This is a genomic window from Nocardioides imazamoxiresistens (genome assembly GCF_032378595.1).
Lineage (GTDB): Bacteria > Actinomycetota > Actinomycetes > Propionibacteriales > Nocardioidaceae > Nocardioides > Nocardioides imazamoxiresistens.
In genome coordinates this window covers 70297-96059 of the sequence record NZ_JAVYII010000009.1, presented here as the reverse complement: position 1 = coordinate 96059, position 25763 = coordinate 70297, and the positions used below count along the sequence as shown (strand labels likewise).

25 protein-coding genes and 1 riboswitch are annotated in these 25763 nt (G+C 74.6%); of the genes, 12 read left to right on the top strand and 13 right to left on the bottom strand.

The annotated features are described in order from the left end of the window. Window positions 1–18: 18 nt before the first annotated feature. Window positions 19–215: riboswitch (cobalamin riboswitch) on the bottom strand. Between the two features lie 9 nt (window positions 216–224). Next, a complete protein-coding gene (gene aztA / locus RDV89_RS17970; RefSeq protein WP_315735291.1) occupies window positions 225–896 on the bottom strand; it encodes a zinc ABC transporter ATP-binding protein AztA in 672 nt (223 codons plus the stop codon). A 57-nt stretch (window positions 897–953) separates the two neighbouring features. On the opposite strand from aztA, the gene aztB reads away from it, so the two are divergent. The 5 genes from aztB (at window position 954) to RDV89_RS17945 (ending at window position 5949) form a co-directional block, all read left to right on the top strand. Next, window positions 954–1886: a zinc ABC transporter permease AztB gene (gene aztB / locus RDV89_RS17965; protein ID WP_315735289.1), complete on the top strand. Its 933-nt coding sequence runs from the start codon at window positions 954–956 to the stop codon at window positions 1884–1886. Window positions 1887–1943: 57 nt separating this feature from the next. Beyond that, entirely contained in the window at window positions 1944–3173 is a 1230-nt protein-coding gene (locus RDV89_RS17960) for an ABC transporter (protein WP_315735287.1), read from the top strand. A gap of 1 nt (window position 3174) precedes the next feature. Further along, entirely contained in the window at window positions 3175–4116 is a 942-nt protein-coding gene (aztC, locus tag RDV89_RS17955; RefSeq protein WP_315735285.1) for a zinc ABC transporter substrate-binding protein AztC, read from the top strand. Then, window positions 4113–5378 (top strand): zinc metallochaperone AztD, encoded by a 1266-nt coding sequence (gene aztD / locus RDV89_RS17950; protein ID WP_315735283.1) that lies wholly within the window; start codon window positions 4113–4115, stop codon window positions 5376–5378. Before aztC ends, aztD begins: the two co-directional genes overlap by 4 nt. A gap of 139 nt (window positions 5379–5517) precedes the next feature. Further along, entirely contained in the window at window positions 5518–5949 is a 432-nt protein-coding gene (locus RDV89_RS17945) for a PPOX class F420-dependent oxidoreductase (RefSeq protein WP_315735281.1), read from the top strand. Window positions 5950–5983: 34 nt separating this feature from the next. Here the strand turns inward: RDV89_RS17945 and RDV89_RS17940 are convergent, their stop codons facing one another. Beyond that, entirely contained in the window at window positions 5984–6826 is an 843-nt protein-coding gene (locus RDV89_RS17940) for a helix-turn-helix transcriptional regulator (protein WP_315735279.1), read from the bottom strand. Window positions 6827–6967: 141 nt separating this feature from the next. Between RDV89_RS17940 and RDV89_RS17935 the strand changes: the two genes are divergently transcribed. The 5 genes from RDV89_RS17935 (at window position 6968) to RDV89_RS17915 (ending at window position 12172) form a co-directional block, all read left to right on the top strand. Beyond that, window positions 6968–7912 carry an SDR family oxidoreductase gene (locus RDV89_RS17935; protein WP_315735277.1) on the top strand — a complete coding sequence of 315 codons (945 nt, stop codon included), beginning with the start codon at window positions 6968–6970 and terminating at the stop codon, window positions 7910–7912. An 82-nt stretch (window positions 7913–7994) separates the two neighbouring features. Further along, window positions 7995–9341: an ABC transporter substrate-binding protein gene (locus RDV89_RS17930; protein WP_315735275.1), complete on the top strand. Its 1347-nt coding sequence runs from the start codon at window positions 7995–7997 to the stop codon at window positions 9339–9341. Continuing rightward, window positions 9338–10282 carry a carbohydrate ABC transporter permease gene (locus RDV89_RS17925; RefSeq protein WP_315735273.1) on the top strand — a complete coding sequence of 315 codons (945 nt, stop codon included), beginning with the start codon at window positions 9338–9340 and terminating at the stop codon, window positions 10280–10282. The genes RDV89_RS17930 and RDV89_RS17925 overlap by 4 nt, the downstream gene beginning before the upstream one ends. A gap of 1 nt (window position 10283) precedes the next feature. Continuing rightward, entirely contained in the window at window positions 10284–11090 is an 807-nt protein-coding gene (locus RDV89_RS17920; protein WP_315735271.1) for a carbohydrate ABC transporter permease, read from the top strand. Further along, on the top strand, window positions 11087–12172 hold the full coding sequence (locus tag RDV89_RS17915; protein WP_315735269.1) for a spore photoproduct lyase family protein: 1086 nt from the start codon (window positions 11087–11089) through the stop codon (window positions 12170–12172). Before RDV89_RS17920 ends, RDV89_RS17915 begins: the two co-directional genes overlap by 4 nt. Before the next feature lie 4 nt (window positions 12173–12176). On the opposite strand, the gene RDV89_RS17910 is transcribed toward RDV89_RS17915, so the two are convergent. The 8 genes from RDV89_RS17910 to RDV89_RS17875 all read right to left on the bottom strand — a co-directional run bounded on the left by RDV89_RS17910 (window position 12177) and on the right by RDV89_RS17875 (window position 21052). Next, complete coding sequence (locus tag RDV89_RS17910) at window positions 12177–12938, bottom strand: GAF and ANTAR domain-containing protein (protein WP_315735267.1); 762 nt, start codon at window positions 12936–12938, stop codon at window positions 12177–12179. A gap of 192 nt (window positions 12939–13130) precedes the next feature. Further along, on the bottom strand, window positions 13131–13661 hold the full coding sequence (locus RDV89_RS17905; protein ID WP_315735265.1) for a GtrA family protein: 531 nt from the start codon (window positions 13659–13661) through the stop codon (window positions 13131–13133). Further along, window positions 13658–14299 (bottom strand): class F sortase, encoded by a 642-nt coding sequence (locus tag RDV89_RS17900; protein ID WP_315735263.1) that lies wholly within the window; start codon window positions 14297–14299, stop codon window positions 13658–13660. Before RDV89_RS17900 ends, RDV89_RS17905 begins: the two co-directional genes overlap by 4 nt. Then, on the bottom strand, window positions 14296–15429 hold the full coding sequence (locus tag RDV89_RS17895; protein ID WP_315735261.1) for a glycosyl hydrolase family 8: 1134 nt from the start codon (window positions 15427–15429) through the stop codon (window positions 14296–14298). The genes RDV89_RS17900 and RDV89_RS17895 overlap by 4 nt, the downstream gene beginning before the upstream one ends. Further along, complete coding sequence (locus tag RDV89_RS17890; protein WP_315735259.1) at window positions 15426–16409, bottom strand: DUF4397 domain-containing protein; 984 nt, start codon at window positions 16407–16409, stop codon at window positions 15426–15428. Before RDV89_RS17890 ends, RDV89_RS17895 begins: the two co-directional genes overlap by 4 nt. Window positions 16410–16507: 98 nt before the next feature. Continuing rightward, window positions 16508–18568, bottom strand: coding sequence for an ArnT family glycosyltransferase (locus RDV89_RS17885; RefSeq protein WP_315735258.1), 2061 nt, complete (start codon window positions 18566–18568; stop codon window positions 16508–16510). After that, entirely contained in the window at window positions 18568–20145 is a 1578-nt protein-coding gene (locus RDV89_RS17880; protein WP_315735255.1) for a glycosyltransferase family 2 protein, read from the bottom strand. Before RDV89_RS17880 ends, RDV89_RS17885 begins: the two co-directional genes overlap by 1 nt. A 97-nt stretch (window positions 20146–20242) precedes the next feature. Beyond that, entirely contained in the window at window positions 20243–21052 is an 810-nt protein-coding gene (locus RDV89_RS17875) for a polyprenol monophosphomannose synthase (RefSeq protein ID WP_315735253.1), read from the bottom strand. A 174-nt stretch (window positions 21053–21226) separates the two neighbouring features. On the opposite strand from RDV89_RS17875, the gene RDV89_RS17870 reads away from it, so the two are divergent. Further along, complete coding sequence (locus RDV89_RS17870; RefSeq protein WP_315735251.1) at window positions 21227–22093, top strand: ATP-binding protein; 867 nt, start codon at window positions 21227–21229, stop codon at window positions 22091–22093. Then, window positions 22090–23757, top strand: coding sequence for a SpoIIE family protein phosphatase (locus RDV89_RS17865; protein ID WP_315735249.1), 1668 nt, complete (start codon window positions 22090–22092; stop codon window positions 23755–23757). The genes RDV89_RS17870 and RDV89_RS17865 overlap by 4 nt, the downstream gene beginning before the upstream one ends. Window positions 23758–23767: 10 nt before the next feature. Here the strand turns inward: RDV89_RS17865 and RDV89_RS17860 are convergent, their stop codons facing one another. From RDV89_RS17860 to RDV89_RS17850, 3 genes are all read right to left on the bottom strand, one after another. Beyond that, a complete protein-coding gene (locus RDV89_RS17860) occupies window positions 23768–24523 on the bottom strand; it encodes a hypothetical protein (protein WP_315735247.1) in 756 nt (251 codons plus the stop codon). Between the two features lie 256 nt (window positions 24524–24779). Then, window positions 24780–25046, bottom strand: coding sequence for a hypothetical protein (locus tag RDV89_RS17855; protein WP_315735245.1), 267 nt, complete (start codon window positions 25044–25046; stop codon window positions 24780–24782). After that, window positions 25043–25663: a superoxide dismutase gene (locus RDV89_RS17850; RefSeq protein WP_315735243.1), complete on the bottom strand. Its 621-nt coding sequence runs from the start codon at window positions 25661–25663 to the stop codon at window positions 25043–25045. Before RDV89_RS17850 ends, RDV89_RS17855 begins: the two co-directional genes overlap by 4 nt. Between the last annotated feature and the right edge of the window lie 100 nt (window positions 25664–25763).

Genomic DNA, 25763 nt, shown 5'->3' with positions numbered 1-25763 from the left:
CACGGCGCTGCGCGGGGTGCTGGCAGGTCTTCGGACTCGCGGGCGTACGCACCGGCTCGGGGGCCGGCGTGTCCCTACTGGCCGTCGCTTCCCAGGGCCTGTGGTCCCAGTGCTTCATGACGGCGGTCGTTCCCGCTCACCGCTGCGGGGCAGTCCCGGTCTCGCACCGGGTTCCCTCTTGCCTCGCCGCCGACCGGGTGCCGGGGCGAACCAGCGGCGCCACCCTAGCGCGTGGCCACCCGGCCGTCCTCGAGGTGCAGCACGCGGTCGGCCTCCGCGAGCACGACCGGGTCGTGCGACACGCAGACCACCGCGACCCCGCGCCCGGCCTCGTCGCGCACGGCGACCCGTATGGCGTCACCGCTGGCCCGGTCGAGCCCCGTCGTCGGTTCGTCCAGCAGCAGCAGGTCCGCGCCGCGCGCGAGGCCCTGGGCCAGCAGGGCCCGCTGCCGCTGACCGCCGGACAGGGAGGCGTACGGCTTGCGGGCGAGGTCCGCGACCCCCATCCGGCCCAGCGCCTCCTCCACGGCCGCGCGGGCCGTCGCGTCGAGGCGACGCCAGGGCCCGAGGCGGCCCCAGGCGCCGAGGGTCACGACGTCGCGCACCGTGATCGGCAGGCTGTCGGGCACGGCGGCCCGCTGGGGCACGAAGGCGGTCGCGGCGCCGGTGGAACGGGTGCCACCGGTCGGTACGCGGGTGCCCGCCAGCACCTCGAGGAGCGTCGACTTGCCCGCGCCGTTGGGCCCGGCGACCGCCAGCACCTCGCCCGCCCGGACGTCGACGTCGACGCCGCACAGGGCCGGGCGGAGGCCGAAGACGACGTGCACGTCGCGCAGTCGCGCGACGGTCGGCGCGACGTCGGGTGTGCGGGGGGAGGCGGCGGGGGCGTCGATCACCGGAGCACCGTAACTCAGTTTGATAATCATTCCCATTTCCGTCTAGCGTCCTCCGCCGTGACCTTCCTCCACGACGCGCTCCTCGAGCCGTTCTCGCTCGAGCTGCTCCAGCGCGCCCTGCTCGGCGGCAGCCTCGTCGCCGTCCTGTGCGGCGTCGTCGGCACCTGGGTGGTCGTGCGCGGCATGGCCTTCCTGGGGGAGGCGCTGGCGCACGGGATGCTCCCGGGCGTCGCGCTCGCCACCGTCCTCGGCTGGCCGGCGATGCTGGGCGGGGCGGTCAGCGCCGTCGCGATGAGCCTGGGCATCGGCGTCCTGCAGCGGCGCGGCCGGCTGTCCTACGACACCAGCATCGGCCTGCTGTTCGTCGCGATGCTCGCCCTCGGCGTCATCATCGTGTCGCACTCCGGCAGCTTCGCCACCGACGCGACCGCCATCCTCTTCGGCGACATCCTGGCGATCGCGCCGCTCGACCTCGTGCTCCTCGCCGGCGCCGCCGCCCTCGGGCTGCTCGTCGCCGCGCTGGCCCACCGCTCGCTCGTCGCGCTGGCCGTCGACCCGCGGATCGCGTCCGTGCTGGGCCTGGCGCCCCGCGTGGCCCAGGCGGCCCTGGTCGGCCTCGTCACGCTCGCCGTCGTCGCCTCCTACCAGGCCGTCGGCTCGCTGCTGGTCGTCGGTCTGCTGCTCGCGCCGGCCGTCGCGGCCCAGCACTGGACCGCGCGGATCCCCACGCGGATGGCCCTCGCCGCGGCGCTGGGCGTGCTGGCCGTCCTCGTCGGGCTGCTCGTCTCGTGGCACGCGGCGACCGCCGCCGGCGCGTCCGTGGCGGGCTCGGCCATCGCCATCGCGTGCGTCTCGTGGCTCCTGCGCTCGGCCCTCGACGGCATCCGCTCGTGGCGCCGACCCCACGAGCACCGGGGCGTGGTGCCGCCGAGCGCGACGACGCCCGAGCCGGTCGCCGCCACCGCCGAGCGGGCCGGCTCGCCGGCCTGAGCCGTCCTTCTCCCCGCCCCTCTTCCGCCCGCCCCCGACCGCACCGAAAGGACCTCCGTGCGCTCCCGCATCCCCAGCCTGGCCGTCGTCAGCGTCCTCGCCCTCACGCTGGCCGCCTGCTCCTCCGAGCCCGAGGAGGCGCAGGACGCCGCCGCCTCGGACGCCTCGGACACGGGCGGCGACGGCCACGGCGCCGTCGCCGGCGCCGCCGAGGTCTCCGAGCCGCAGCTCGGGCTGACCACCATCGCGCCGTCGGGCGCGGTCAGCCACCTCGACCTGCTCGACGAGAGCGTCACCGACCTCGGCGAGATCGGCGCGCCGACCGCGATGACCACCGACGGGCGCTACCTCTTCGCGCAGACCGACGCCGGTGTCGAGATCGTCGACAGCGGCCGGTGGACCTGGGACCACGTGGACCACTTCCACTACTACCGCGCCGACCCGCAGCTGCTGGGCGCCGTCGAGGGCGGCGGCACGGCCACGGTCGCGACCACGAACCTCTCCACGACCGGCGGCACCGGCCTGTTCTTCCCGGAATCCGGCGAGGCGGTGCTCCTCGACACCGAGCAGCTGTCGAAGGGCGAGATCGACGAGCGGTTCCGCCTCGACGTCGGCGCGCACGCCGGGCTGGTCGTGCCCGTCGGGTCCTTCGCGCTGGTCACGACCGGTGACGGCGAGGTGGATGCGTACACCTCCGACGGCGAGCCGACCGGCCTCACCGAGGCGTGCGTGGACCCGGCCGGCACGATCACCACCCGCGTCGGCGCGGTCCTCGGCTGCGCCGACGGCGCGCTCCTGGCCCACGTGCAGGACGAGGAGCTGGTCGTCGAGCGGGTCCCGTACCCCGACGGCACCACCGCGCCCGCGGCGAGCGACCTCGACAACCGCGAGGGCCGCCCCACCGTCGCGGCCCTGGCCGGGGAGGAGGGCATCTGGCTGCTCGACACCCGCGAGCGCTCGTGGACGCTGCTGCCCGCCCCCGAGCCGCTGGTGTCGGTGACGGCCGTCGACGACGCCGAGCAGCACCTGCTCGCGCTCACCGCGGACGGGCGCGTGCTCGTGATGGACGGCGAGGACGGTGCGGTGCTCGCCGAGACCGACCCGCTGGTCGCCACGTCGGTCGCCGGGGGCCGCGCGCCGGCGCTGCTGGCGGACCAGCAGCGGGCGTACCTGAGCGGGCCCGTCGAGCGGCGCCTGTTCGAGATCGACTTCGCCGACGGCGCCCGCGTCGCCCGCACCTTCGAGACCTTCGACGAGCCGGCGTTCACCGCCGAGACGGGACGCTGACGTGCGCCGCCCTGCCACTACCCGAGCCATCACCCGAGCCACCACCCTCGCTGCCGCGGCGCTCGTCGCCGCCGGCTCGCTGAGCGCCTGCGCGGTCGGCGGCTCCGACGACGGCCCCCTCGTCGTCGTCTCGACCAACATCCTGGGCGACGTCGTCGAGAACCTGGTCGGCGACGAGGTCGAGGTGATGACGCTGATGAAGCCGGACGCCGACCCGCACTCGTTCGAGATCTCGGCGCAGGAGGCGGCCCGGCTGCGCTCGGCCGACCTGGTGGTCTCGAACGGCCTCGGTCTGGAGGAGGGGCTGCAGCAGCACCTCGACGCCGCGGCCGACGAGGACGTGCCGACCTTCGTGGCGGGCGACGTGATCGAGGTCCTCGAGTACGCCGAGGGCGACGCGGCCGGCACCCCCGACTCCCACTTCTGGACCGACCCCGCCCGCGTCCTCGACGTCGTCGACGCGCTCGCCCCGGTGCTCGCGGACCTCGACGGCGTCGACGCCGGCGTGGTCGAGGAGCAGGCCGCCGACTACCGCGCCGAGGTGGAGCAGGTCGACGCCGAGATGACGGAGTCCTTCGCGTCCATCCCCGCCGAGCGTCGCGCCCTGGTCACCAACCACCACGTCTTCGGCTACCTCGCCGATCGCTTCGACTTCGAGGTCGTCGGCGCCGTGATCCCCGGCGGCACGACCCTGGCGGCGCCGTCCGCCTCCGACCTCGCCGACCTCGTCGGTGCCGTCGAGGAGACCGGCGTGCCCACCATCTTCGCCGAGTCGTCCTCGCCCGACCGGCTCGTCCAGGCGCTCGCCAGCGAGGCCGACGTCCACGTCGACGTCGTCGAGCTGTTCACCGAGTCGCTCACGGCACCCGACGGCGGTGCCCCCGACTACCTCACCATGATGCGCGTCAACACCGAGCGCATCACCGACGGCCTGTCCGCATGAGGGCCACCACCACCCACCAGAAGGAAGAGACCTTGCGCCACTCCCACCCCCTCCGCCTCAGCGTCACGGCGATCGCGCTCGGTGCGCTCACGACGCTGGCGGCCTGCTCCTCCGGCGAGGCCGACGAGAACGCCACGGACGTCGCCACGAGCGGCTCCACGAGCTCGCCGGCGTCGCCCGGCCCGCGCCTCGCCGTCGCCTACGAAGGCGGCATCCTCGTGCTCGACGGCGAGACCCTCGAGGTCGTCGGCGACTTCGACTCCGAGGAGTTCACCCGCCTCAACGCCGCCGGCGACGACCGCCACGTCATGGTCACCACCAGCGAGGGCTTCCAGGTCCTCGACACCGGCGCCGGCACCGAGGAGGGCGCCGCGCTGACCGACCTCGTCTTCGAGGCCGACACCGCCGGTCACGTCGTGCGCCACGGCGGCAAGACGGTGCTGTACGCCGACGGGACCAGCGACTCGACCATCTTCGAGACCGCCGACCTGACCGACGCGGTCGCCGCCGGCGAGCTGCCGGAGACCGAGACGGTCGAGGGCGTCGAGGCCCACCACGGCGTCTCCGTCGTGCTCGAGGACGGCACCTTCCTCACCACCGTCGGCAACGCCGACGGCCGCTCCGGCATCGAGGTCCGCGACGCCGCGGGCGAGGTCGTCGCCCAGAGCGACGAGTGCCCCGGCGTGCACGGCGAGGGCACCGCGCAGGGCGAGGCCGTCGTCTTCGGCTGCGAGGACGGCGCGCTCGTCTACCAGGACGGCGAGATCACCAAGCTCGACGCCCCGGACGAGCCCTACGGCCGCATGGGCAACGCCTACGTCAGCGAGACCAGCCCGCTCGTCGTCGGCGACTACAAGAACGACCCGGACGCCGAGGGCTACCTGCTGAACGCGGTGACGCTCATCGACACCGAGGCCGGGACCTACGAGGTCGTCGACCTGCCCGAGGGCGTGGGCTACACCTTCCGCGACGTCGTGCGCGGCCCCGGCGACCTCGCGTACCTCCTCGGCACCGACGGCGCCATCCACGTGATCGACCCCGCGACCGGCGAGCTGACCGACTCCTTCGAGGTCGTCGAGGCCTGGGAGGGCCCGGCCGAGTGGCAGGACCCGCACCCGGCCATCACCGTCGCCGGCGACGTCGCGTACGTGACCGAGCCCGCGAGCGACTCCGTGCACGCGGTCGACCTGACCACGGGCGAGGTGCTCGCCAGCACCGAGCTCGACGTGACGCCGAACGAGCTGGCGCCCGCCGCCGGCTGAGACCCGCCGGCACAGCCGCAGCGCCCGACCGCTCCTCCACCCGTCCGCGGGTGGGGGAGCGGTCGCGTCTTCCGCCGCCCAGCACACTGGCCGGAGGGACCGTGCGAAGGTCCCCGCCGCGACGAACCAGGAGGAACCGATGCCCGAGATGCCCTTCCCCGACGACCTGCGCGCGCTGCTGCACAAGCCGAACCCGGCGGTGGTCGCCACGCTGCGCAAGGACGGCGCCCCGGTGTCGGTGGCGACCTGGTACCTCCTCGAGGACGACGACCGGATCCTGCTGAGCATGGACAGCACGCGGGTCCGCCTGCAGCACCTGCGCCGCGACCCCCGGCTGTCGCTGACGGTCCTCGACGAGGCGTCGTGGTACGTCCACGTCTCCGTCGTCGGCCGCGCCGTCGAGCTGCGCGACGACGAGGGTCTCGAGGACATCAACCGGATCAGCCGGCACTACCGGGGCCAGGACTACCCCGACCAGGAGAGCCCGCGGGTCACCGCCGTGCTCGAGGTCGACCGCTGGCACGGCTGGAACAGCGGCAAGGGCGTCTCGGGGGAGCGCGTGGGCGACTGAGCGCCCGACCCCGCTCGACCCCGCGTGGACCGCGTCAGGCCCCGGCGCCCGCAGCGCCCACGACGCCGAGCAGGCGCAGCTTCTCGTGGGACTCGCTGCCCGGCTCGGCGGTGTAGACGAGCAGGTGGTGCGACTCGTCGGCGTCGAGGAGGACCTGGCAGGCCAGCTCGAGGCGGCCGACCACGGGGTGCTCGTAGCGCTTGAGCGGCCGGGGGCGGATCCCGACCTCGTGCTCCGCCCACCGTTCGCGGAACTCCTGGCTGCGCTCGAGGAGCAGGTCGGCGAGCCGGGCCGCGTGGGAGCCGGGGCCCCGGCGCGCGACCACCCCGCGCAGGCCGGAGGCGTACATGCGCGAGTAGAAGTGGTGGTCCTCGACCGGGTGCAGGTCCCGCGCGGCGGGATCGGTGAACCACCGGTAGCCGATGCTGCGCGCCGGCCCCGTGTACCGGGTCAGGTCACCCACGAGAGCGACCCCGAGCGGGGTCTGGCGCAGCGTCTCCCCGAGCTCGGTCACGACCTCGGCGGGGGTGTCGACGAGGCGGTCGAGGATGCGCAGCATGCCGGGGCCGACGTGGTCGCCGCTGGCGCCGCGCAGCGGCGGCCGGTGCCCGGCCAGGCGGAACAGGTGGTCGCGCTCGTCGTGGGTGAGGTGCAGGCCCTGCGCGATGGCCGCGACCATCTGCTCGGAGGGCTGGGGGCCGCGCTCCTGCTCGAGACGCGAGTAGTAGTCGGTCGACATGTGGCACAGCGCGGCCACCTCCTCGCGGCGCAGGCCGCGGGTGCGCCGGCGCACGCCCCGGGGCAGCCCGACGTCCTCGGGCTGCAGCGCCTCGCGACGTCGACGCAGGAAGCCGGCGAGACCGGGTCGGTCGATCATGCGCTCATGCTGCCCGCTCCGGGAGCCGTCATCCAGGGATCGACAGACCGTGGTCCGCGTCGTCCGGAGGTCGCAGGCTGGGGTCGTCCCCGGGAGCGGCCCGGGGACGACGACGGGCGAGCAGCCGGGCAGGAGCGCACAGTGGCACCGAGGACGTTCGAGGTGGCGGTCCCCGACCAGACGGGCAGGCGCGCCGTGGTGACGGGCGGCAGCGACGGCATCGGGCTGGGGATCGCGACGGCGCTGGCGCGGGCGGGGGCCGAGGTCGTCCTGCCCGTGCGCAACCGCGCGAAGGGGGAGGCCGCGGTCGCGCGGATCCGGGAGCAGGCGCCGAGCGCCACCGTCCGGCTCGAGGACCTCGACCTCGCCTCGCTGGCGTCGGTGGCCGCGCTGGGGGAGCGTCTCGTCACCGAGGGGCGCCCGCTCCACCTGCTCGTCAACAACGCCGGGCTGATGACGCCGCCCGAGCGCGGCACGACCGCCGACGGCTTCGAGCTGCAGCTCGGCACCAACCACCTGGGCCACTTCGCCCTGACCGCGGCGCTCCTGCCGCTGCTGCGGGAGGGACGCGGTCGCGTGACGTCGCAGACGAGCATCGCGGCCCGCAGCGGCAGCGTGCACTGGGACGACCTGCAGTGGACCGCCGACTACGACGGGATGGCGGCCTACCGGCAGTCCAAGATCGCCTGCGGCCTGTTCGCCGCCGAGCTCGCGCGCCGCAGCGCGGCGGGCGGGTGGGGCGTGACCAGCACGCTGGCCCACCCCGGCGTGGCGCCGACCAGCCTGCTGGCCGCGCGCTCGGAGGTGGGTCGCGCGGAGGACACCCGCGGGGTGCGGCTGATCCGCTGGCTCTCCGCGCGTGGCCTGACGGGTACGCCCGAGAGCGCGGCCCTGCCGGCCCTCCTGGCGGCGACCACCAGCGACCCGACCTCGCAGGGCGCCGTCGCGTTCTTCGGTCCGCAGGGCCCCGGACGCGTCGGCGGTCCGCCCGGACCGCAGCGGCTGTGGCGCCCGCTGCGCGACGACGCGGCCGCGGCCCGGCTGTGGGACGTGTCGGAGGAGCTGACGGGCGTGCGCCTCGGCTGACGCCGCGACGCCCGTGCGTACCCCTGCCACCGCCCCTTTGGGGTGAGGCGTCGGTTGTGAACGGTGTGCTTGACTCCGATCCATGCCAGCCCCCGTGCGGATCGGTCGGCGCACGATCCTGCGGGGCGGGGTCGCTGCGGGTGGTGCCGCGCTGGGCGCGGCAGCGCTGGGCGGGTGCGCCGGCCTCACGCGCCGGGTCTCCAGCACCAGCAGCGGCGGACGCGACCGCGTCACGATGCAGGTCTACGGCACCGACGTGGAGACCGAGGTGTACGCACGGCTGGGCGAGCAGTTCGCCGCCGAGCGCGGCGTCACCGTCGACCTCACCGTCGTGCCGTTCGCCGACTTCGCGACGGGCGTCGACGCGGGGCTGCTCTCGGGTACCGCGCCCGACGTCTTCCGGGTCGACTACCCGACGATGGGCCTGTACGCGGCGACCGGACAGCTGCTCGACGTCACCGACCCGCTGGCCGAGCTGGCGCAGGACGTGCGCCCGGCGCTGATGGAGGCGGTGACCTTCGGCGGCCGGCGCTACGGCATCCCCCAGCACGTCGACACCACCGCGCTGGTCTACCGCCCCGACGTCCTGCGCGACGCCGGCGTCACCTCGGTGCCCGACCGCCCCGAGGACGCCTGGTCGTGGGAGGAGTTCGGCGACGTCGCCGACCGCGTGCGCGACGCCGCGCCCGACGGCCGCTCGGCCTTCGCCGTCAACTGGCAGGCCGCCGGCGCGTTCCGGTGGCTGACCTGGCTGTTCATGGCCGGCGGCCACCTCTACGACGAGGAGCTCACCTCGGCCGCCCTCGACGACGACGCCGGGCGGCGCGCGCTGGAGTTCACGCGGTCGTTCTTCGAGAACGGGTGGGTGCCGGGCACGACGTCGACCAAGAGCCCCACCTACCCCGACGCGCAGTTCACCGCCGGGCGCCTGGGGATGCTCTTCGCGGGCAACTTCCTGGTGCCGGCCTTCGCGGAGACGATCGGCGACCGGTTCGAGTACGCGGTGACCTACCAGCCCCGCGACGAGCGGCGCGCCAGCGAGCTGGGTGGGAACGCGGTCGTCGCCACCCGCGACTCCGCCAACCCGGAGCTGGCGGCCGACCTGCTCGTCTACCTGTCCTCGCCGGAGGCGATGCAGCAGTTCTGCGAGGCCTCCGTGCTCCTGCCGACCCGCGAGTCGCTGGCGGCCGAGGACCTGGACTTCGCCGTGGGCGGCGACCTCATGGGCGTCTACGCCGACCAGGTGACGACCATCGAGGACCGCGACGTCGCCGACGTGACCACCCCGACGTTCGCCGAGGTCAACGTCGACCTGGCCAACGAGCTCGAGGAGTGCTTCCTCGGCGGTCGCTCCGCCGCGGCGACCCTGCGGGCCATCGCCGACCGCGTCGACGCGTCGGCGGCGCTCAACGACGGGGCGGCCTCGTGAGTGCCCCCGCGCTCGAGGAGCTGCCCGGCCCCGGCACCCCCGGCGCCGCGGCGCCCGAACCGCGCGGCTCGACGGGAGCACGCGGTCAGGCGCGGGTCGCCTGGGCGATGCTGGCGCCCAACCTGCTGCTGCTCGGCGTCTTCCTCGCCGGCCCGCTCGTGTGGGCGTTCCTCATGGCGTTCCAGGACAAGCGGTCCTTCGGCGGCGGCACGTGGAGCGGTCTCGACAACTTCGCGCGGCTGCTCGCCGACGACGTGTTCTGGCGCGCGCTGCTCAACACGGCGATCTTCACCGTCGCCACCGTGCCGGTCGGCGTGCTGATGGGCCTGGGGCTCGCGCTGCTGATGGACAAGGCGCTCCCGGGCCGCGGGCTGTTCCGGACCATCGTCTACCTGCCGATCGTGGTCAGCTCGCTGGTGACCTCGCTGGTCGGCCTGCTGCTCTTCGACGAGTCGGTCGGCATCGTCAACGGGGTGCTCGCCGACCTCGGGCTGGGGGCGGTGTCCTGGCAGTCCGACGGCGCGCTGGCGATGACCTCGGTCGTGGTGATGACGCTGTGGTCGCGCGTGGGGTTCTCGATGGTGGTCTACATCGCGGCCCTGCAGGACGTGGACCCGCAGGTGGTCGAGGCCGCCCGCGTCGACGGCGCCGGGCCGTGGCAGGTCACGCGTCGGGTGGTCGTGCCGCTGCTGCGCCCGACGACCTTCTTCCTGGTCCTGGTCAACCTGATCTGGTCCTTCCAGGTCTTCGACGTCGTCTACGTGATGACGAACGGCGGGCCCGGCTACTCCACGACGATGCTGGTCACCTACGCCTACGACGAGGGCTTCGGCCCGGCGCGCAACTTCGGCTACGGCGCGACCGTCGGCGTCGTGCTGTTCGTGATCACGGTGCTGCTGACGCTGCTGCAGCTGCGTCGCGGCACCCGGACGGAGGCCTGAGGTGTCGCGTCCGGTCCGCTTCCTCGTCTGCGTCCTGGTCTGCGCGGTGTTCGTGCTGCCGCTGGCGGCCATGGTCGTCATCGCCTTCACCCCGCGCGACGCGCTGCTCGACGACGGCGCCAGCCTGTGGTCGGGCCGGTGGACCCTCGACAACTTCCGCGGCCTCTTCGACCGGTTCCCGGTCGCCCGCTGGTTCGGCAACGCCCTGCTCGTCGCGGGTCTGACCACCCTGCTGTCGGTCGCGGTCAACCTGCTGGGCGGGTACGCCCTGGCGAAGCTGCGCTTCCGCGGCCGCGGGCTGGTGCTGCTCGTGGTGCTCGGCACGCTCGTGGTGCCGACGCAGGTGGTGATGATCCCGCAGTTCGAGCTCGTCGCGCGCCTGGGCCTGGTGGGGTTCTTCTGGGCGGTGATCCTGCCGTCGGCCTCGACGGCGCTGGGCCTCTTCCTGGCCCGCCAGTTCTTCGTCGGGTTCCCCGACGAGCTGGTCGAGGCGGCGCGGGTGGACGGGTGCAGCACGTTCGGTGCGTTCCGGCGGGTGGTGCTGCCGAACGCCCGGCCGCTGATCGCCGTGATGACGCTGCTGGCCTTCATGACGCAGTGGAACGACTTCCTCTGGCCGCTGATCACGCTGCGCGACCCCGACCTCTACACCCTCCCGGTCGCCCTGCGGCTGCTGCAGACCGCCTACGACAACGACTACGGCGGGATCATGGCCATGGCGCTGCTGTCGAGCCTGCCGCTGCTGGTCATGTTCGTCGTGCTGCAGCGCTACTTCGTGGCGGGACTGACCCGCTCGGGCATCCGGTGAGCGTCGCGGCACGCCGCGACCCGGCCGACCGGATGCTCTCGATCCGCACGATCTACCACGAGCCCGACGTCGAGAGCTGGCCGCGCGGGCGGGAGGTGCTCGAGCGGTTCCCCGACGCCGAGCGCGTGGTGGTGCCGAGCCACCAGGACATCCCCGGCCTCTACGGCAACGCCGGGTCCGTCGAGTCCTGGGTGCGCAACAAGCGCGAGGTCCTGGTGCTGGGGGAGAAGCGCAGCCTGCAGGCGCGGCCCAACGGCCGCTCGGCCGACTTCATCGCCCCCTCGACCTCCAACGGGTGCGCGATGGCGTGCAGCTACTGCTACGTCCCGCGCCGCAAGGGGTACGCCAACCCGGTCACCGTCTTCGTCAACATCGAGCGGATCCTCGGCTATCTCGAGCGGCACGCCGGGCGGCAGGGACCCAAGCCGGAGCCGAACCAGTGCGACCCCGTCGACTGGGTCTACGACCTCGGGGAGAACGGCGACTGCTCCGTCGACGCCCTGATCTCCGACAACGTGCGCGACCTCGTCGAGCTGTACGCCCGGCTGCCGCACGCGAAGGCCAGCTTCGCCACCAAGTTCGTCAACCGCGACCTGCTCGGGTGGGACCCGCGCGGCGGGACCCGGGTGCGCTTCTCCCTCATGCCCCGCCAGATGTCGCGCCGGCTCGACCTGCGCACCTCGCCGGTCGCGGAGCGCATCGCGGCCGTGGACGACCTCGTCGAGGCGGGCTACGAGGTCCACCTCAACTTCAGCCCCGTGGTGCTGCACGAGGGCTGGCACGACGAGTGGCGCGAGCTGCTCCGCGAGATCGCCGACGTGCTGGGCCCGGCCGCGAGGGCGCAGCTGGCCTGCGAGGTGATCATGCTGACCCACAACGCCGCGCTGCACGACGTGAACCTCGGGTGGCACCCGCGCGGCGAGGAGCTGCTGTGGCGCCCCGACCTGCAGGAGTCCAAGACCAGCCACAGCGGGCAGGAGAACGTCCGCTACCGCGCCCGGTGGAAGCGGCGCTGGCTCGACCAGCTGCTGGAGCTGATCGGGACCGAGCTGCCCGGCTGCCGGGTCCGGTACGCCTTCTGACCCCTCAGCCGGTGCTGCGCCGGGCCTGGCCCTCGGCCGGGAACCGCCCGGTGCGCACCAGCTGGTCGGCGAGGTCGCGGACCTTGGTGTTCGTCTCCTGCGAGGTGCGGGCCAGGGCGGCGAACGCCGCGTCGGCGGAGAGGTCGTAGCGGGCCATGATGAGTCCGGTGGCCTGGCCGATCAGGGTGCGGGAGTCGAGCGCGTCGTGCAGGTGCTCGAGGTCGCGGCTCGCGGCGAGGGCGACGCTGATGTGCACGGCGAAGGTGCCGAGGAGGTCGACGTCGTCGAGCGTGAAGGCGGACGGCTCGGCGCCGTAGACCTTGAGCGCACCGAGCACCTTGGCGCCCACCGACAGGGGGTGGCTGACGACGCTGCGCACGGCGAGCCGCTCGAGCGCGACGGGGGACCAGCGCGTCCAGCGGGTGTCGACGGCCAGGTCCTCGCAGTGGATGGTCGCGTCGCGGCGCATGGCCTCGTGGCAGGGGCCCTCCTCCAGCTCGTGCTGGAGGGTGTCGATCTCCTGCACGGCCTCGTGCGCGCCGGTCGCGCCGCCGGGCAGGAAGATGGCGGCGTCGGGGTCGGTGGAGGTGATGACGCTCTCGAACGCCGACCGGGTGAGCACCGAGACGGCGGCGATCTGGCAGCCGGCGACGAGGTGGCGGGCGGCGTCCGCCGCCACCTGCATGGTCTCCTGGCTGCCACGTTCGTTCTGCATGGCGAGGGCAGCGTCGGCCACGGCGCGACGCAGGGTGTCGGGGTCGTTCACGGGCACATCTTGCCGGAGGACCCGCACATCAGGCACACCCGTGCGGGCGGTGCCGCGGAGACGAGCGATGCCGGCGCCCCTGGGTCTGGAACGCCGGCATCTACGCCCGGTCCGACCCGGCGCCAGGCCGGAGGTCGCAGGTGCCCGGTATCCGCGCGCCGGGAGGTGCATGCGGCTCGGGACCGACCGGTCTCAGGCGGCGAGCCGCGTGCCGTCGCGGTGGTGCCCGGGCACGGCGTCGGCAGCGTCGGTCCCGGCCTCGGCCTCGGGCGCCGGGGCGGTCGGGAAGACCCACCGCTGGTAGGCCCAGAACCGGAAGAGCGTCCCGAGCCCCACGCCCACCAGGTTGGACGAGATGTTCTCGGCGAGCGGCGAGGTGAGCCCGAGGACGTACGTGCTCGTGGCCAGGCAGGCCAGGGCGATCAGCAGCGCGATGCCGTTAACGACGCCGAACAGCACGTACGCGGACCCCGCGCCGCGCCGGCCGCGGCCCTCGAAGGTCCACGACCGGTTGCCGACGAACGCCAGGCTCGTCGCGACGACGACGGCGATCGTCTTCGAGGTCAGCGGGCCGAGCTCGAGCAGGTGGCGGCACAGGTTGAAGGTGCCGACGTCCACGACGAACGCCAGGGCGCCGATGGTGCCGAAGCGTGCGAGCAGCCGGTGCCCGTGCCGCAGGCCGCGCGTCAGGTCGAGGCGGCGGGCCGCGTCGCCCCCGCTCACGCGGGCACCGCGGTCGCGTACACGACCAGGTTGTCGGAGTAGCCGCGCTCGGCGGAGTAGGTGCCGTCGCAGGTGATCAGTCGGAGCTGGGCGTCGGGCACGGGGCCGTACACCTCCTCGGTCGGGAAGTCGTCGCGCGGGAGGACCGCCGTGCGGTCCACCTCGAACGCGGTGGTCGTGCCGTCCTCGTGGTCGACCTCGACCCGGTCGCCGGGGCGGAGCCGGTCGAGGTCGGCGAAGACGGCGGGGCCGGTGGGGGAGTCGACGTGACCGGCGATGACGGCCGGGCCCCGGTCGCCCGGCGCGACCCCGTCCGCGAACCAGCCGGCGACCTGCCACTCGGGCGGCGCCTCCAGGGTGCCGTCGGGGAGCCGTCCGAGGGCGTCCAGCGAGGACTCGACGTCGAGCGAGGGCACGCGCACGCGGGTCGGCGGCGCCGTCCGCGAGGCGCCCTCGACGTCCAGGGTCGACCGGTCCCCCGGAGCGTCCGGGGACGCGGGGGCGCTGGAGGACCCCGCGGTGTCCCCGCCCTCCGCCGACGGGCCCGGCGCACCAGCGCAGGCGACGAGCGCGCCCAGGAGCAGTGCGACGGGTCCCGCGACCAGGGCCCGACGCAGCCGCGCCGGCGCCGGGCTCACGCGTCGCCCTCGGCCAGCGGCGCGCAGCCTCCGAGGGCGGGGTCGCCGAGCATCAGCGGCGCGAGGGCCGCCCAGGCGTCGCCGTAGTAGGTCGGGACCTCGTCGGCCAGCGCGACCGCGTCGCGGAGCGCGGTGGTGGCCCCGGCCGTGTCGCCGGCGGCCGCGAGACCGGCAGCCTGCGCGGTGGTCATCAGCGGCGAGCGGTCCGCCGTGGTCCCGCTGCCGCCGAGGTCGTAGATCGCCACCGTCTCGCCGGTGCCCAGCACGTCGACCAGGTCGGCGGCGATCTCGCGGTCGACGTCCTCGCACGACTCGGCGTGGCGCAGCAGCACGCGCGCGGCGTCGTAGCCGAACTGCACCGGCTGGCCGCCGGGTCCCTCGACGGGGTACGCCGTGCCGTCGTCCTGCACGTGGGCCCAGTCGGGCGGCAGCGCGGTGGCCTCGGTGAGCGACAGCAGCGCCGCTCGCGACCCCGCCTCGACGGCGGCCCAGCGCTCGTCGCCGGTCGCGTCGCCCAGCACGTCGGTCGTCGCCGGCGAGACGTAGCTGGCGTTGAACCAGAACGGGGCCGTGGTGGCCCACTCGCCGGCCACGACGGCCAGGCCTTCGGGCACCTCCACGGTGGCGTGGTCGAGCACCGCCTCGGCGAGGGCGACGCCGTCCTCGGTCCAGGCGGGCTCGTCGAAGCGCTCGCCGGCGAGCACGAGGGCCCGCGCCGCGTCGAGGTCGGCGTCCGTGGCCGCGGAGGGGTCCACGACCTCGCCGTCGGCCCAGCGCCAGCTCAGCAGCCCGTCGTCGCGGACGAGGTTGTCCCGCGTCCAGTCCCAGACCTCGCCGAAGGTCGAGCGGTCCCCGGCGCCGAGCGCGATGAGCAGGGCGTACGCCTGCCCCTCGCTGACGGTGTCGCCCCCCTGGTCGGTGCGCACCACGCGGCCGTCGTCGTCGACGTAGTCGTCGAGGAACTCCGCTGCCGCCGTGTCGCCGTCGACCTCCTCGACCAGCGGGGCGAACACCCCGCCGGGGCCGCCGGCGCTGCCGTCGTCGTCGTCGGAGCAGCCGGCCAGCAGGGTCCCGGCCAGCGCCAGCGAGACCAGCGGGGCGCCCGTGCGCACGGCTGCTCGGGCGCTCATCCGGTCTCCTCGAGGTGGCGGCGGGTCCGGGTGCGCAGCACGAGCGCGCCCCCGAGGGCCACGGCGAGCGCCGTGCCCGCGGCGGGCGCGAGGAGCGCGGACGCGTCCCCGCCGGCACCGGTGCCGGTGCCGGTCGGGGCGGCCAGACCGCCGGCGCCCGTGTCGACGCCGCCCTGCGGCATGGGCCCGCTGCCGGCGCTGTCCTGGATCGCCTGCAGCTCGAGGCCGCCGGCGTCGTCGCCCAGCACCAGGAGGGTGTACACGCCGCCCGCCTCCACGGGGATGCTGCTGGCCGGGGCGTCCACGTCGCCCGCGGTGACGTCGATGTCCCAGGTCTGGGCCTCGACCTCGGCGTAGCCGGTCGCCGAGCCGGTGGTCACCTCGTCGGCCAGCACCGGTCCGTCGACGACGGTCGCGGTGACGGGCTCCGAGGTGCTGGCCGCGGAGATCAGGCGCACCTTGGCCTTGTCGTCGGCGGGCGGCGTGAGGTCGTCGGTGACGACCTGCACCTGCGCCGGGCCGTCCTCACCCGTGGCGATCACGGTCGAGGCGGAGCCCGCGTCGACCTGCACGTTCGCCGTCACCATCGGCTGCGAGTCCGGCTGGTCCTCGGCGCGGATCGCGAGCGTGTAGAGACCCTGCGGCACGCGGAGGTAGTCGGTGACGTCGCTGAACGCGACACCGCGGATGGTCACCGGGTCGCCGCCGGAGAACGGCGTCAGGGTGACGTCGGCCTTCGGGGTGCCCGGGGAGAGGTGGCCCGCGCGCACCCATCCGGTGGTCTCGGCGGCCTCCGTGCCCGGGGCGTCGGTGCCCGGGGCGGTCGCGGGGACGGGGGTGGCGGGTGCGGCCTGGGCGCCGGGGGCGACCGCGAGGGCGGTGCAGCCGAGGGCCAGCGGCGCTCCGAGGCACACGGCGAGGCGTGTGGCGGAGGTGCGTCGGGAGGTCGTGCGGTCTGCTCGGGGGGTGGGCGTCGTCATCGTCGCTGCTCCTTCTCGGTGGTGCTGCCGGGTGGGGGACGTGCGGTCGCGGTCGGGTCGAGCGGGTGGGAGGTCGGGCGGGAGGTCGGCGGGTCGGCTCACTCCTGCGGCGGCTCCGGGAGCAGGGCCGACGGCCCGGCGACGGGGAAGCGCAGGGTGAGCGTGTCGTCGCCGCGCTCGACGTCCTGCAGGGCGTACGCCCCGACCTGGTCGCGCGCCTCGGCCACCACGGCGTCCCCGCCGGCGCCGTCGACAGCCTCGCCGTCGACGCCGTCGAGCTCGACGGTGCGGCCGGGCAGCTCGCTGCCCGCCTCGCCGGGGACGGTGGGGAAGTCGGCGACCGAGAGGGTGCGCTCGCCGGCCAGCTGGGCGAGCAGGGTCACCACGCGGCCGTCGACGTCGCCGGCCAGCAGCCGCTCGCGGGCCTCGTCGGACAGCGACACGGAGGGGTTGTCGGCGAGGAGCCGGGCCGCGGCCGTGCGGGCCTGCTCGTCGCCGTAGGCCCGGGCGTAGAAGTCGTCGGTGCCGTCGGGCAGGACCCGCAGCAGCTCGACGGCGTCGCCGCCCTCGCCGAACTCGGCGACGCGGATGCTGTTCTCGCGGGCCGCGTCGAGGGTCGGGGACGAGCCCGCGCCCTGCCGCATGCCCTCGGTGACGAGCACGTAGTCGTAGTCGGCCCAGCCGTTCGGCGTCAGGTCGGAGACGTCGGGGTCGGTGTCGGCCTTGTAGTACCAGACCACCTGCTCGCGCGGCAGGCCCGCGCGCACCAGGTCCACCCAGGCCGCGTCGTCGACCAGGATCCGGTCGTCCTCGTCCAGGTTGGTGGCCGCCCAGCTCTGCGCGTCGCGCAGCGGGGCGTCGAGGTCCGAGGTCCACAGGCCGCGCAGCTGCCCGGTCCACAGCGCCCCCGCCGCGACGACGGCGGCGAGCCCTGCGGCGACGACGACCGCGCCGAGGGAGCGACGCGGTCGGGAGGTCTCGCGGTCGCGCACCAGGCGTACGCCCGCCTGCGCCACGCCCGCGACCAGCAGCGCCGCGAACGGCAGCAGCGCGATGACGAACGGGACGGGCAGGTAGCCCGGCTTGAGCACGGTGAGCGTGAGCAGCAGGTATGCCGCCGCGTACGGCCGCAGGGCGCGCAGCGCGAGCGCGGCCAGAGCGGCCAGCAGGCCGGCGGTGAGCAGGACCGCGTCGAGCGTGAGCCAGGTGCGCACGGTCAGCCCCGCCTGCGTGCCGGCGTCCAGGACGCTGCCGCTGGCGTCGCGGGTGACGAGCTGGAAGGCGAGGCCGTCGACGAGGCTGACGCGGTCCTCACCCGGCACGAGCTCGCCCTTGACCAGCGCGAAGACGACGTAGCCCAGCCCGATCATGGTGAGCAGGGCGCCCGAGACCGACAGCGTGTAGCGCCGGGTGCTGGGGTGCGCGGTGCGCACCAGCTGCCAGACCAGGAACGGCAGGAGCAGCAGCGAGGTCTCCTTCGACAGCACGGCGACCCCGAAGCACACCGCCGCGCCGGTGAAGGCCATCAGCTGGTTGCGCCGGCTCAGGGCCAGCACGAACGCGGCGAGCACCCACGGTGTCGCGACGTTGTCGAGGTAGGCCGTCTTGGTGAACTGCACGGCCAGCGGGGACAGCGCGAAGAGAGCCACGGCGAGCCCAGCGGCGGGTCGGCCCAGCCCGAGCCGGCGCGCGAGCACCCACAACAGTGCGGCCGCGGCGACGGCGGCGACGACCATGGCCTCGCGGGCGGCGACGACCGCGATGTCGTGGCGGTCGAAGCCGCGGGTCAGCGCCGTCCACCCGGCGATCTGGATCCAGCCGAGCGGCGGGTGGTCGTACCAGTACGTGTAGTGGGCCAGCTCGCCGAGCCGCTCGACGGCGAAGGCCTGCGCGGCGTACGTCCCCTCGTCGTCGATGCGCTGGGGCGTGCCGCCCAGGTTGACCAGGCGGGCCGCCGCCGTCAGCGCCAACAGCGGGAGGAGCCAGGCCAGCGAGCGGCGTCGGTGTCGCAGCCCGTCGAGCGCACGTCGGCGCAGCGGCGGGCGGGCCGTGCCGCCGACCGGCGTCGCGTCGGCCGAGCCGGCCGAGTGGGAGGGGTCGGAGCCGTCCGCGGTGTCGCGGAGGCGTCCGACCTCGGGCGGGTCGAGCAGGGTGGTCATCAGGCAGCCTTCCGCGTGGTGGCGGGCACCGGCTCGGGCCGGTCGCCGTGGGGCGGGGTGAGCGGATCGATGTGGGCGCCGGTGTGCTCGGTCTTCTCCCAGGAACCGTCGCCGCGCAGCTCGCGCCACACGGCGCGCACGGCGGCCGCGGCGAGGAACACCTGGTAGGGGAACGTGCCGAGCACGAGGCGCACGTAGTCCCAGACCCGGATCCGGACCCGGTAGGTCCGGCCGAACTCGCCGAGCCCCGCGACCTCGACGGTGAGGGTGAGCAGCGTCGGCACGATGGGCAGGAACGTCAGCAGGGTGACGACGACGGGCACCTTCGCGAACAGCACCAGCGCCACGGAGACCGGGATCATCAGACCGGTGAAGGCCTGCAGGAACGGCATCGCCAGGGTGTAGCGGGCCAGGGCCCGCTGGCGGCGGGTCGGCAGGCGCTTCCACTCGCCCTTGCGCAGCACCTGCAGGAAGCCCTGGCTCCAGCGCGTGCGCTGCTTGAACAGCGAGGTCAGGCTGCCCGGGGTCTCCTCCCGGGTGACGACCCGCGGGTCGTACGCCACGGCCACCGTGGCGCCCTCGGTGGACAGGCGGACGCCCAGCTCGCAGTCCTCCGCCAGGCACTCGCCGTCCCAGCCCCCGGCGCCGCGCAGCAGCTCGGTGCGGACGAAGACGGTGTTGCCGCCCAGCGGGATGAAGCGGGCCTCGGCGTGGAAGTGCAGCCGGCTGCGGAACCAGAAGTAGTACTCCAGGCAGTTGCGCAGGGACCACCAGGCGCTCTGGACGTTCATCAGCTGCACGCCGCCCTGGACGAGGTCGGCGCCGGTCTCGGTGAACCGTGCGTCGACCAGGCGCAGCAGGTCGGGGTGCACCTCGTCCTCGGCGTCGAAGACCCCGACGACGTCGCCCGTGACCTCGGGAAGGGCGGTGTTCATCCCCTTGGGCTTGTTCTTGGGCACGCTGTGGTCGATCACGACCCGCACCAGGTCCGGGTGCCGCGCGGCGGCCGCGCGGGCCACGGCCTCGGTGCCCGGGTCGTCGTGGCCGATGATCACGATGATCTCGAAGTCGGGGTGGTCGGATGCCGCCAGACGGTCGAGGGTGTGACCGAGGACGGCCTCCTCGTGCCGGGCGGGCACCAGCAGCGAGATGCGGTGGCGGGGCTCGACGGGCGCGCGGGAGAAGCTCGTCGCGGCCAGCGAGTCGACGCTGCGCCAGGCGTGCAGCATCCACCACAGGGTGGTCGCGGCCACCACGGTGAGCAGCACCGAGATGGTCACCAGCGCCGTGATGCCGAGACCACCGACCCACGACAGCGACGACCCGTCGAGGTCGGGGCCCGGCGCGGACGGAGCCGGGACAGCGGGCGCCGGGTCGGGCACCGGCGCGTCCTGGCCGGGGGGCAGCAGCGGCGGGTCCTGCTCGGCGGCGTGGGCGGGCGCGGTCAGGACGGCGAGGGCGGCACCGAGCGCCGCCCCGATGGGCGCGGACCGGGTCAGGGCGCGGCGCGCCGCGCGGCGGTCACGGGAGCGATCAGGGGTGCGATCAGGGGTGCGGGCGGGCATGCGGGCGGGCATGGCGGGGCCTCCGGACGGCGGGGGTGGGACGCCGCTGCGCGGGCCGCGCGGGGCGCGGCCCGGACGGGACGTCGGTCGGGGCGGGTGTCGCTGCGGCTCAGCGGGGCGGGATGGCGACGACCGGCGAGGGCGGCACGACGACGCGGGCACGGCCGCGGCGGTGGACCCGGTCGCTGAGTCCCCAGCGGGTGACCTGGGCGACGGCCTCCCGGACGATGGCGCCCGACATCTTGCTGGTGCCGAGCTCGCGGTCCGAGAAGTCGATGGGCACCTCACGCACCCGCAGGCCGGCCTGCAGGACGCGGCGCGCCAGGTCCACCTGGAAGCAGTAGCCCTGGGACTGGACGCCCTCGAGGTCGAGGGAGCGCAGCGCGCTGGCACGGAAGGCGCGGTAGCCGCCGGTCGCGTCGCCGAGCGGCACGCGCAGCGCGCGACGCACGAAGGCGTTGCCGCCGCGCGAGAGCAGCCGCCGGTGGGGTGGCCAGTCGTGGACGCGTCCGCCGGGCACCCAGCGCGAGCCGAGCACGAGGTCGGCCTGCGGCAGCGCTGCCAGCAGGCGGCCCAGCTGCTCGGGGCGGTGGGAGCCGTCGGCGTCCATCTCCACCACGACGTCGTAGCCGTGATCGAGGGCCCAGGCGAACCCGGCGAGGTAGGCGGCGCCGAGGCCGTCCTTGCTGGCGCGGTGCAGCACGTGGACGCGACGGTCGGCGGCGGCGATCCGGTCGGCGAGGTCGCCGGTGCCGTCGGGGCTGCCGTCGTCGACGACGAGGACGTCCGGGCTCCCGGCGGCGGGGAGGGTGCGAGCGACGATCTCCGCGAGGTTCTCGATCTCGTTGTAAGTCGGGATGACGACGAGGATGCGGTGGAGCTCGTCGCCATCTTCGGCCGGGAGGTTGTCCACGGTCATGCAGGTGCTTCGTGGCGACCGGTCTAGACGGATGGGCGCCGACGGGAGGAAATGTGAACGATCCAGCGTGACCTGGCCCACGGCTCGCTCGGTACCCCCCCACCTCGAGGCGGGCGGCTCCCGTGTGCACCGGCGCGTGGACGGCCGCGTGGACCTCGGCGCTAGGCTCCCCGCGTGATCGACCCGTCCTTCGTCGCCCGGGCCGAGCCGGGCGAGGTCGTCCTGCACGGTGACCTCGAGGCGTACGACGTCGAGCCGCTGCTCGCGGTGCTGCGTCGCTGCAGCGACGACCACCGCGACGACCTGGTGCTCGACCTCGCCGCCGTCACCTACCTGCCCAGCCCCGTGCTCGGCGCCCTGGCGCGGCTGCGGGTCGCGGCCTCCCGCGGTGGGTGGGCGCTGACGCTCGTGGTGCGCGACGGCACCGTCGCGCAGCGGGCGCTGCACGTCAGCGGCCTCCCGTTCGAGACCGTCACCGAGGCGCCCGGGGCGCCCGGGGAGACCGACGCCGGGTCCGCCGACCGGGACGCCGACGACGTGCCCGCCGCCACGGCCCCGGCCGACGGCGGCTGGCGGGTCGTGCGGCCGCGCGCGATGGTCGACGTGCTGAGCGACGAGTCGCTCGCCGCCGACTGGGCGGACGTCGACCTGCCGCACGGGCCCGAGGCCGGGCCCCGGGCCCGGGCGACCCTGCGCGAGGTCTTCGGTGCCATGACGGGTCTGGCGGAGAGCTCGCTGCAGGACGTGCTGATCGTCGCCGGCGAGCTGGTCATCAACGCGGTGGACCACGGACGCCCGGGGCCGCTCGGCACGATCCGGCTGTCCTGGTTGCTGAACGACGGCCGGGTCTGCCTGCGCGTGACCGATGCGGGCTACGACCCCGGCTTCGCCGACGGGCTGCCGGGGGAGGCGGCCCCGGAGTCCGTGCGCGGTCGCGGGCTCTTCATGGTCGACGCCATCAGCGAGGACTGGTGCGTGCTGAGCGACCCGATCACCGAGACGACGCACGTCGCCGCCCGACTCGGGCGCGTGCGCGCGTGAGCACGGACGTCCCTGCGTGCACCTGGGAGGGGGCCAGCGCGGACCTGACGGCCCGCCTGACGGCGGTCGACTGGGCCGCCACGGCGCTCGGCGACCCGGGCGCATGGTCTCCCGCCCTGCAGGGCGCCGTCCGGACGGTGCTCGACACCCGCTTCCCGGCCGTCCTCCTGTGGGGCCCGGCGTTCACGCTCGTCTACAACGACAGCTACGTCGAGATGATCGGCGAGAAGCACCCGAGCGCGCTCGGACAGCCGGCGGCCGAGGTGTTCGTCGAGGCGTGGGACCACATCGGACCGCTGCTCGAGGGCGTACGCACGGGGCAGGGGGCGTGCTACTTCCAGGACGACCTGGTGCCGCTCGTGCGCCGGGGCTTCCTCGAGGAGTGCTACTTCACGTTCTCGTACTCCCCGGTGCGCAACGCCGAGGGTGAGATCGAGGGCGTCCTCGACATCGCCGCGGACACGACGGCCACGGTGATCGGCCAGCGTCGGGCGGAGGCGCTGACGCGGCTCTCGGACGTGCTCGCCAACGTCGAGACGCGCCAGGACCTGCGGCGGCTCTCGCTCTACCTGCTGCGCGACCTCGTGCGCGACCTCCCGGCCGTCGACATCCGGATCCCGGGCCTGCCCGAGGACGTGCCGATCGCGCACTCGGGCGCGCCGGAGCCCGAGCTGCCGAGCGCCGCGCCGGCCGCGGCCGAGGGCGCCTCCTTCTTCGTGGAGGGCACCGAGCAGGGGCAGGTGGTCTGGCAGCCGCTCAGCAGCTTCCCGCGACCCGGTCTGCCGATGCCGACGCTGGTGTGCCGCACGAGCGAGCAGCTCGCCTTCGACGCCGACTACCGCGGGTTCCTCCGGCTCGTCGCCGCCTCGCTGACGCAGGCGCTGACCCGCATCGACCTCCTCGAGGCGGAGCGCGACGCCGCGACCGCGCAGCGCGACATGTCGGTGGCCTTGCAGCGCGCGCTGCTGACGGCGCCGATGCAGCCCGACCACCTGCGGGTCGCGGTGCGGTACGCCCCCGCGACGGACATCGCGCAGATCGGCGGCGACTGGCACGACGCCTTCATGCAGCCCGACGGCGCCCTGCTCCTCGCGATCGGCGACGTCGCCGGGCACGACCTCGACGCCGCCGCGGCGATGGCGCAGATCCGCAACCTCGCGCGGGGCATCGCGGTCGCGACCGACGACGGACCGGCCCGCATCCTCGAGCACCTCGACCACGCCCTCGAGCTGCTGCACGTCGACGCGATGGCCACGGCGATCTTCGCGCGGATCGAGCAGACCCCGGAGCAGAAGGCCGCAGGCCTGCGCACCCTGCGCTGGTCGCGGGCCGGCCATCCACCGCCGGTCCTGCTGCACCCGGACGGCACGGCCGAGCTGCTGGAGGAGGGCGGCGAGACGATCCTCGGCGTCTTCGCCGACGTCGCCCGCACGGACTGCACGATCGAGCTGGGCCCGGAGACGACGGTGGTGCTCTACACCGACGGGCTGATCGAGCGCCGCGGCGTCCCGCTCGACGCGAGCCTGGAGTACCTGCGCTCGGAGGTCAGTGGTCTGCAGGACCTCGACCCCGAGCAGCTGTGCGACCACCTGCTGGCGCACTTCGCCTCGCCCGGCCAGGACGACGACATCGCCCTCATGGTGCTGCGCGCCCGCGCCGAGTGACGCAGGGGCCTCACCGGATCCGCGACGGGACGAAGGTCGGCGCGAGCCGGTAGCGGTGCTGCGGTGCGCTCGCCGTCGCGGAGCGCGGCGAGCTCGTGCGCCCGCGCGACTCGACCACGAGGCCGTGACGCTCGAGCTCGGCGAGCCCCGTCTGCACCGACCGGGGGGAGAAGCCGAGCTGGCGCGCGGTCCCGTGGTTGGTGAGTGCGGCGTCGGGGCGCTCGGCGGTCGCAGCGCCGACGGCCAGCAGCATCGCCAGCGCCGGCAGCCCGAGGCGTCGGTGCCAGCCGTCGGTCCAGAAGGACGTGGGCAGCCACAGGCAGCTCGCCGCCTCGTCGGTCCCCGGGGCGGGCCGCGCGTACGCGCCGCCGGCGTCCTCGCGGCGCGGCGAGACGACCACCCCGTGCGCGATCCGGCGCCGCTCCACGAGGCCGAGCAGCTCCAGGTCGTGCCACGCCGACGAGACGGCTCCGGGCGTACGCTCCGTGCCGTCGCCGCAGCTGAGGGCCACGGCCCAGTCCGCGCCGGTCAGCGGTTGCTCCTGCTGCTCGAGCCACGGCCACAGCGCCAGCAGCAGGAGGTACGCGTCCAGCGCGCGGCGCCTGCGCCCGCGCACGATCGTGCCCAGCACGCCGGGGGAGCCGGGGGCGTGCCCGGCGTGCCCGTCGGGCTCGAGGTGCCCGTCGAGGACGACGAACGACCGGCGCACCGGGGTCGACGCGAGACGATCGACCCAGGGCGCGGCACCCAGGGGGACGTGCGGCATGGGCGGACGGTAGGTCCGCCGCGACCGGTGCGGCCCGGACCTGCGGCGATCTTGCGCGAAGGCTGCGCCGGTGTGGCGGATCGGCCGGCGCGGGCCGTCCGTCAGCCCTGCCGCGGGTCTGTGACGCGGCCCCAGGACGACATCAGACGAGCGTCGTCGTGCCGGCCGCCAGGCCGATGCGGCGGATGGCGTCGACGACGCTCTGCAGGTGCTCGACGCTGTGCACCCGGAGGCGTGGGAGCCCGCCCGTCCCCGGTCAGTCGCTGCGTCGCGGCAGCGCCATCAGCTCCAGGTTGAGCCGACCGACGACGGCGTCGAGCGACTCGTCGCCGGCCTCGGCGAGCAGGCCGAGGGCCAGCTCGGCCACGAGCAGGGCGCCACCCGCGAGGTCACCCTCGGTGACGAGGTGGCGGGTGAGCTGACGGGCGCCCTCGACGTCGCCGCGTCCCCGGGCGGCGACGAGGGCGGCGACCTGCTGGGCCGAGCCGAGGAGTCCCTCGAGCTCGGCCTGGCGGGCGCTCACGCGATCAGCCCGGCCGTCTGCGAGCGGGCGCGTTCGAAGCGGGCTTGGACGTCGGCCCAGTTGGCGATGTTCCACCACTGCGCGACGAAGGTGGCCTTGTCGTTCTTGTAGTCGAGGTAGTAGGCGTGCTCCCACATGTCGAGCATCAGCAGCGGCACGAGGCAGCCCGGGAGGTTCGCCTGCTGGTCGTAGAGCTGCACGATGTGCAGCTTCCGGCCCAGGGTGTCCCACGCCAGGATGGACCAGCCGGAGCCCTGGATGCCGAGCGCGTTCGCCTGGAACTGGGCCCGGAACTTGTCGAAGCTGCCGAAGAACTCGTCGATGGCCTGGGCGAGCTCGCCGGTGGGCTTGTCGCCGCCGTCGGGGGACATGTTGGGCCAGAAGATCGAGTGGTTCAGGTGACCGCCGAGGTGGAACGACAGCGACTTCTCCAGTCCCGTGATGTGGGTGAACGTGTCGGTGTCGCGCGCCTCCGCGAGCTGCTCGATCGTCGTGTTGACGCCCTTGACGTAGGTCGCGTGGTGCTTGTCGTGGTGCAACTCCATGATCGCGCCCGAGATGTAGGGCTCCAGCGCCGCGAAGTCGTAGGGGAGGTCGGGCAGGACGTAGTCGGACAAGGTCGCTCCTCGGCGCTCGCTGCGGGACGGGCCGGTCGACCCGTGCGGATTGTTGCCATTAAAGCGTTATTGCAAAGTATTTGCAGCAAGGTCATGCTGG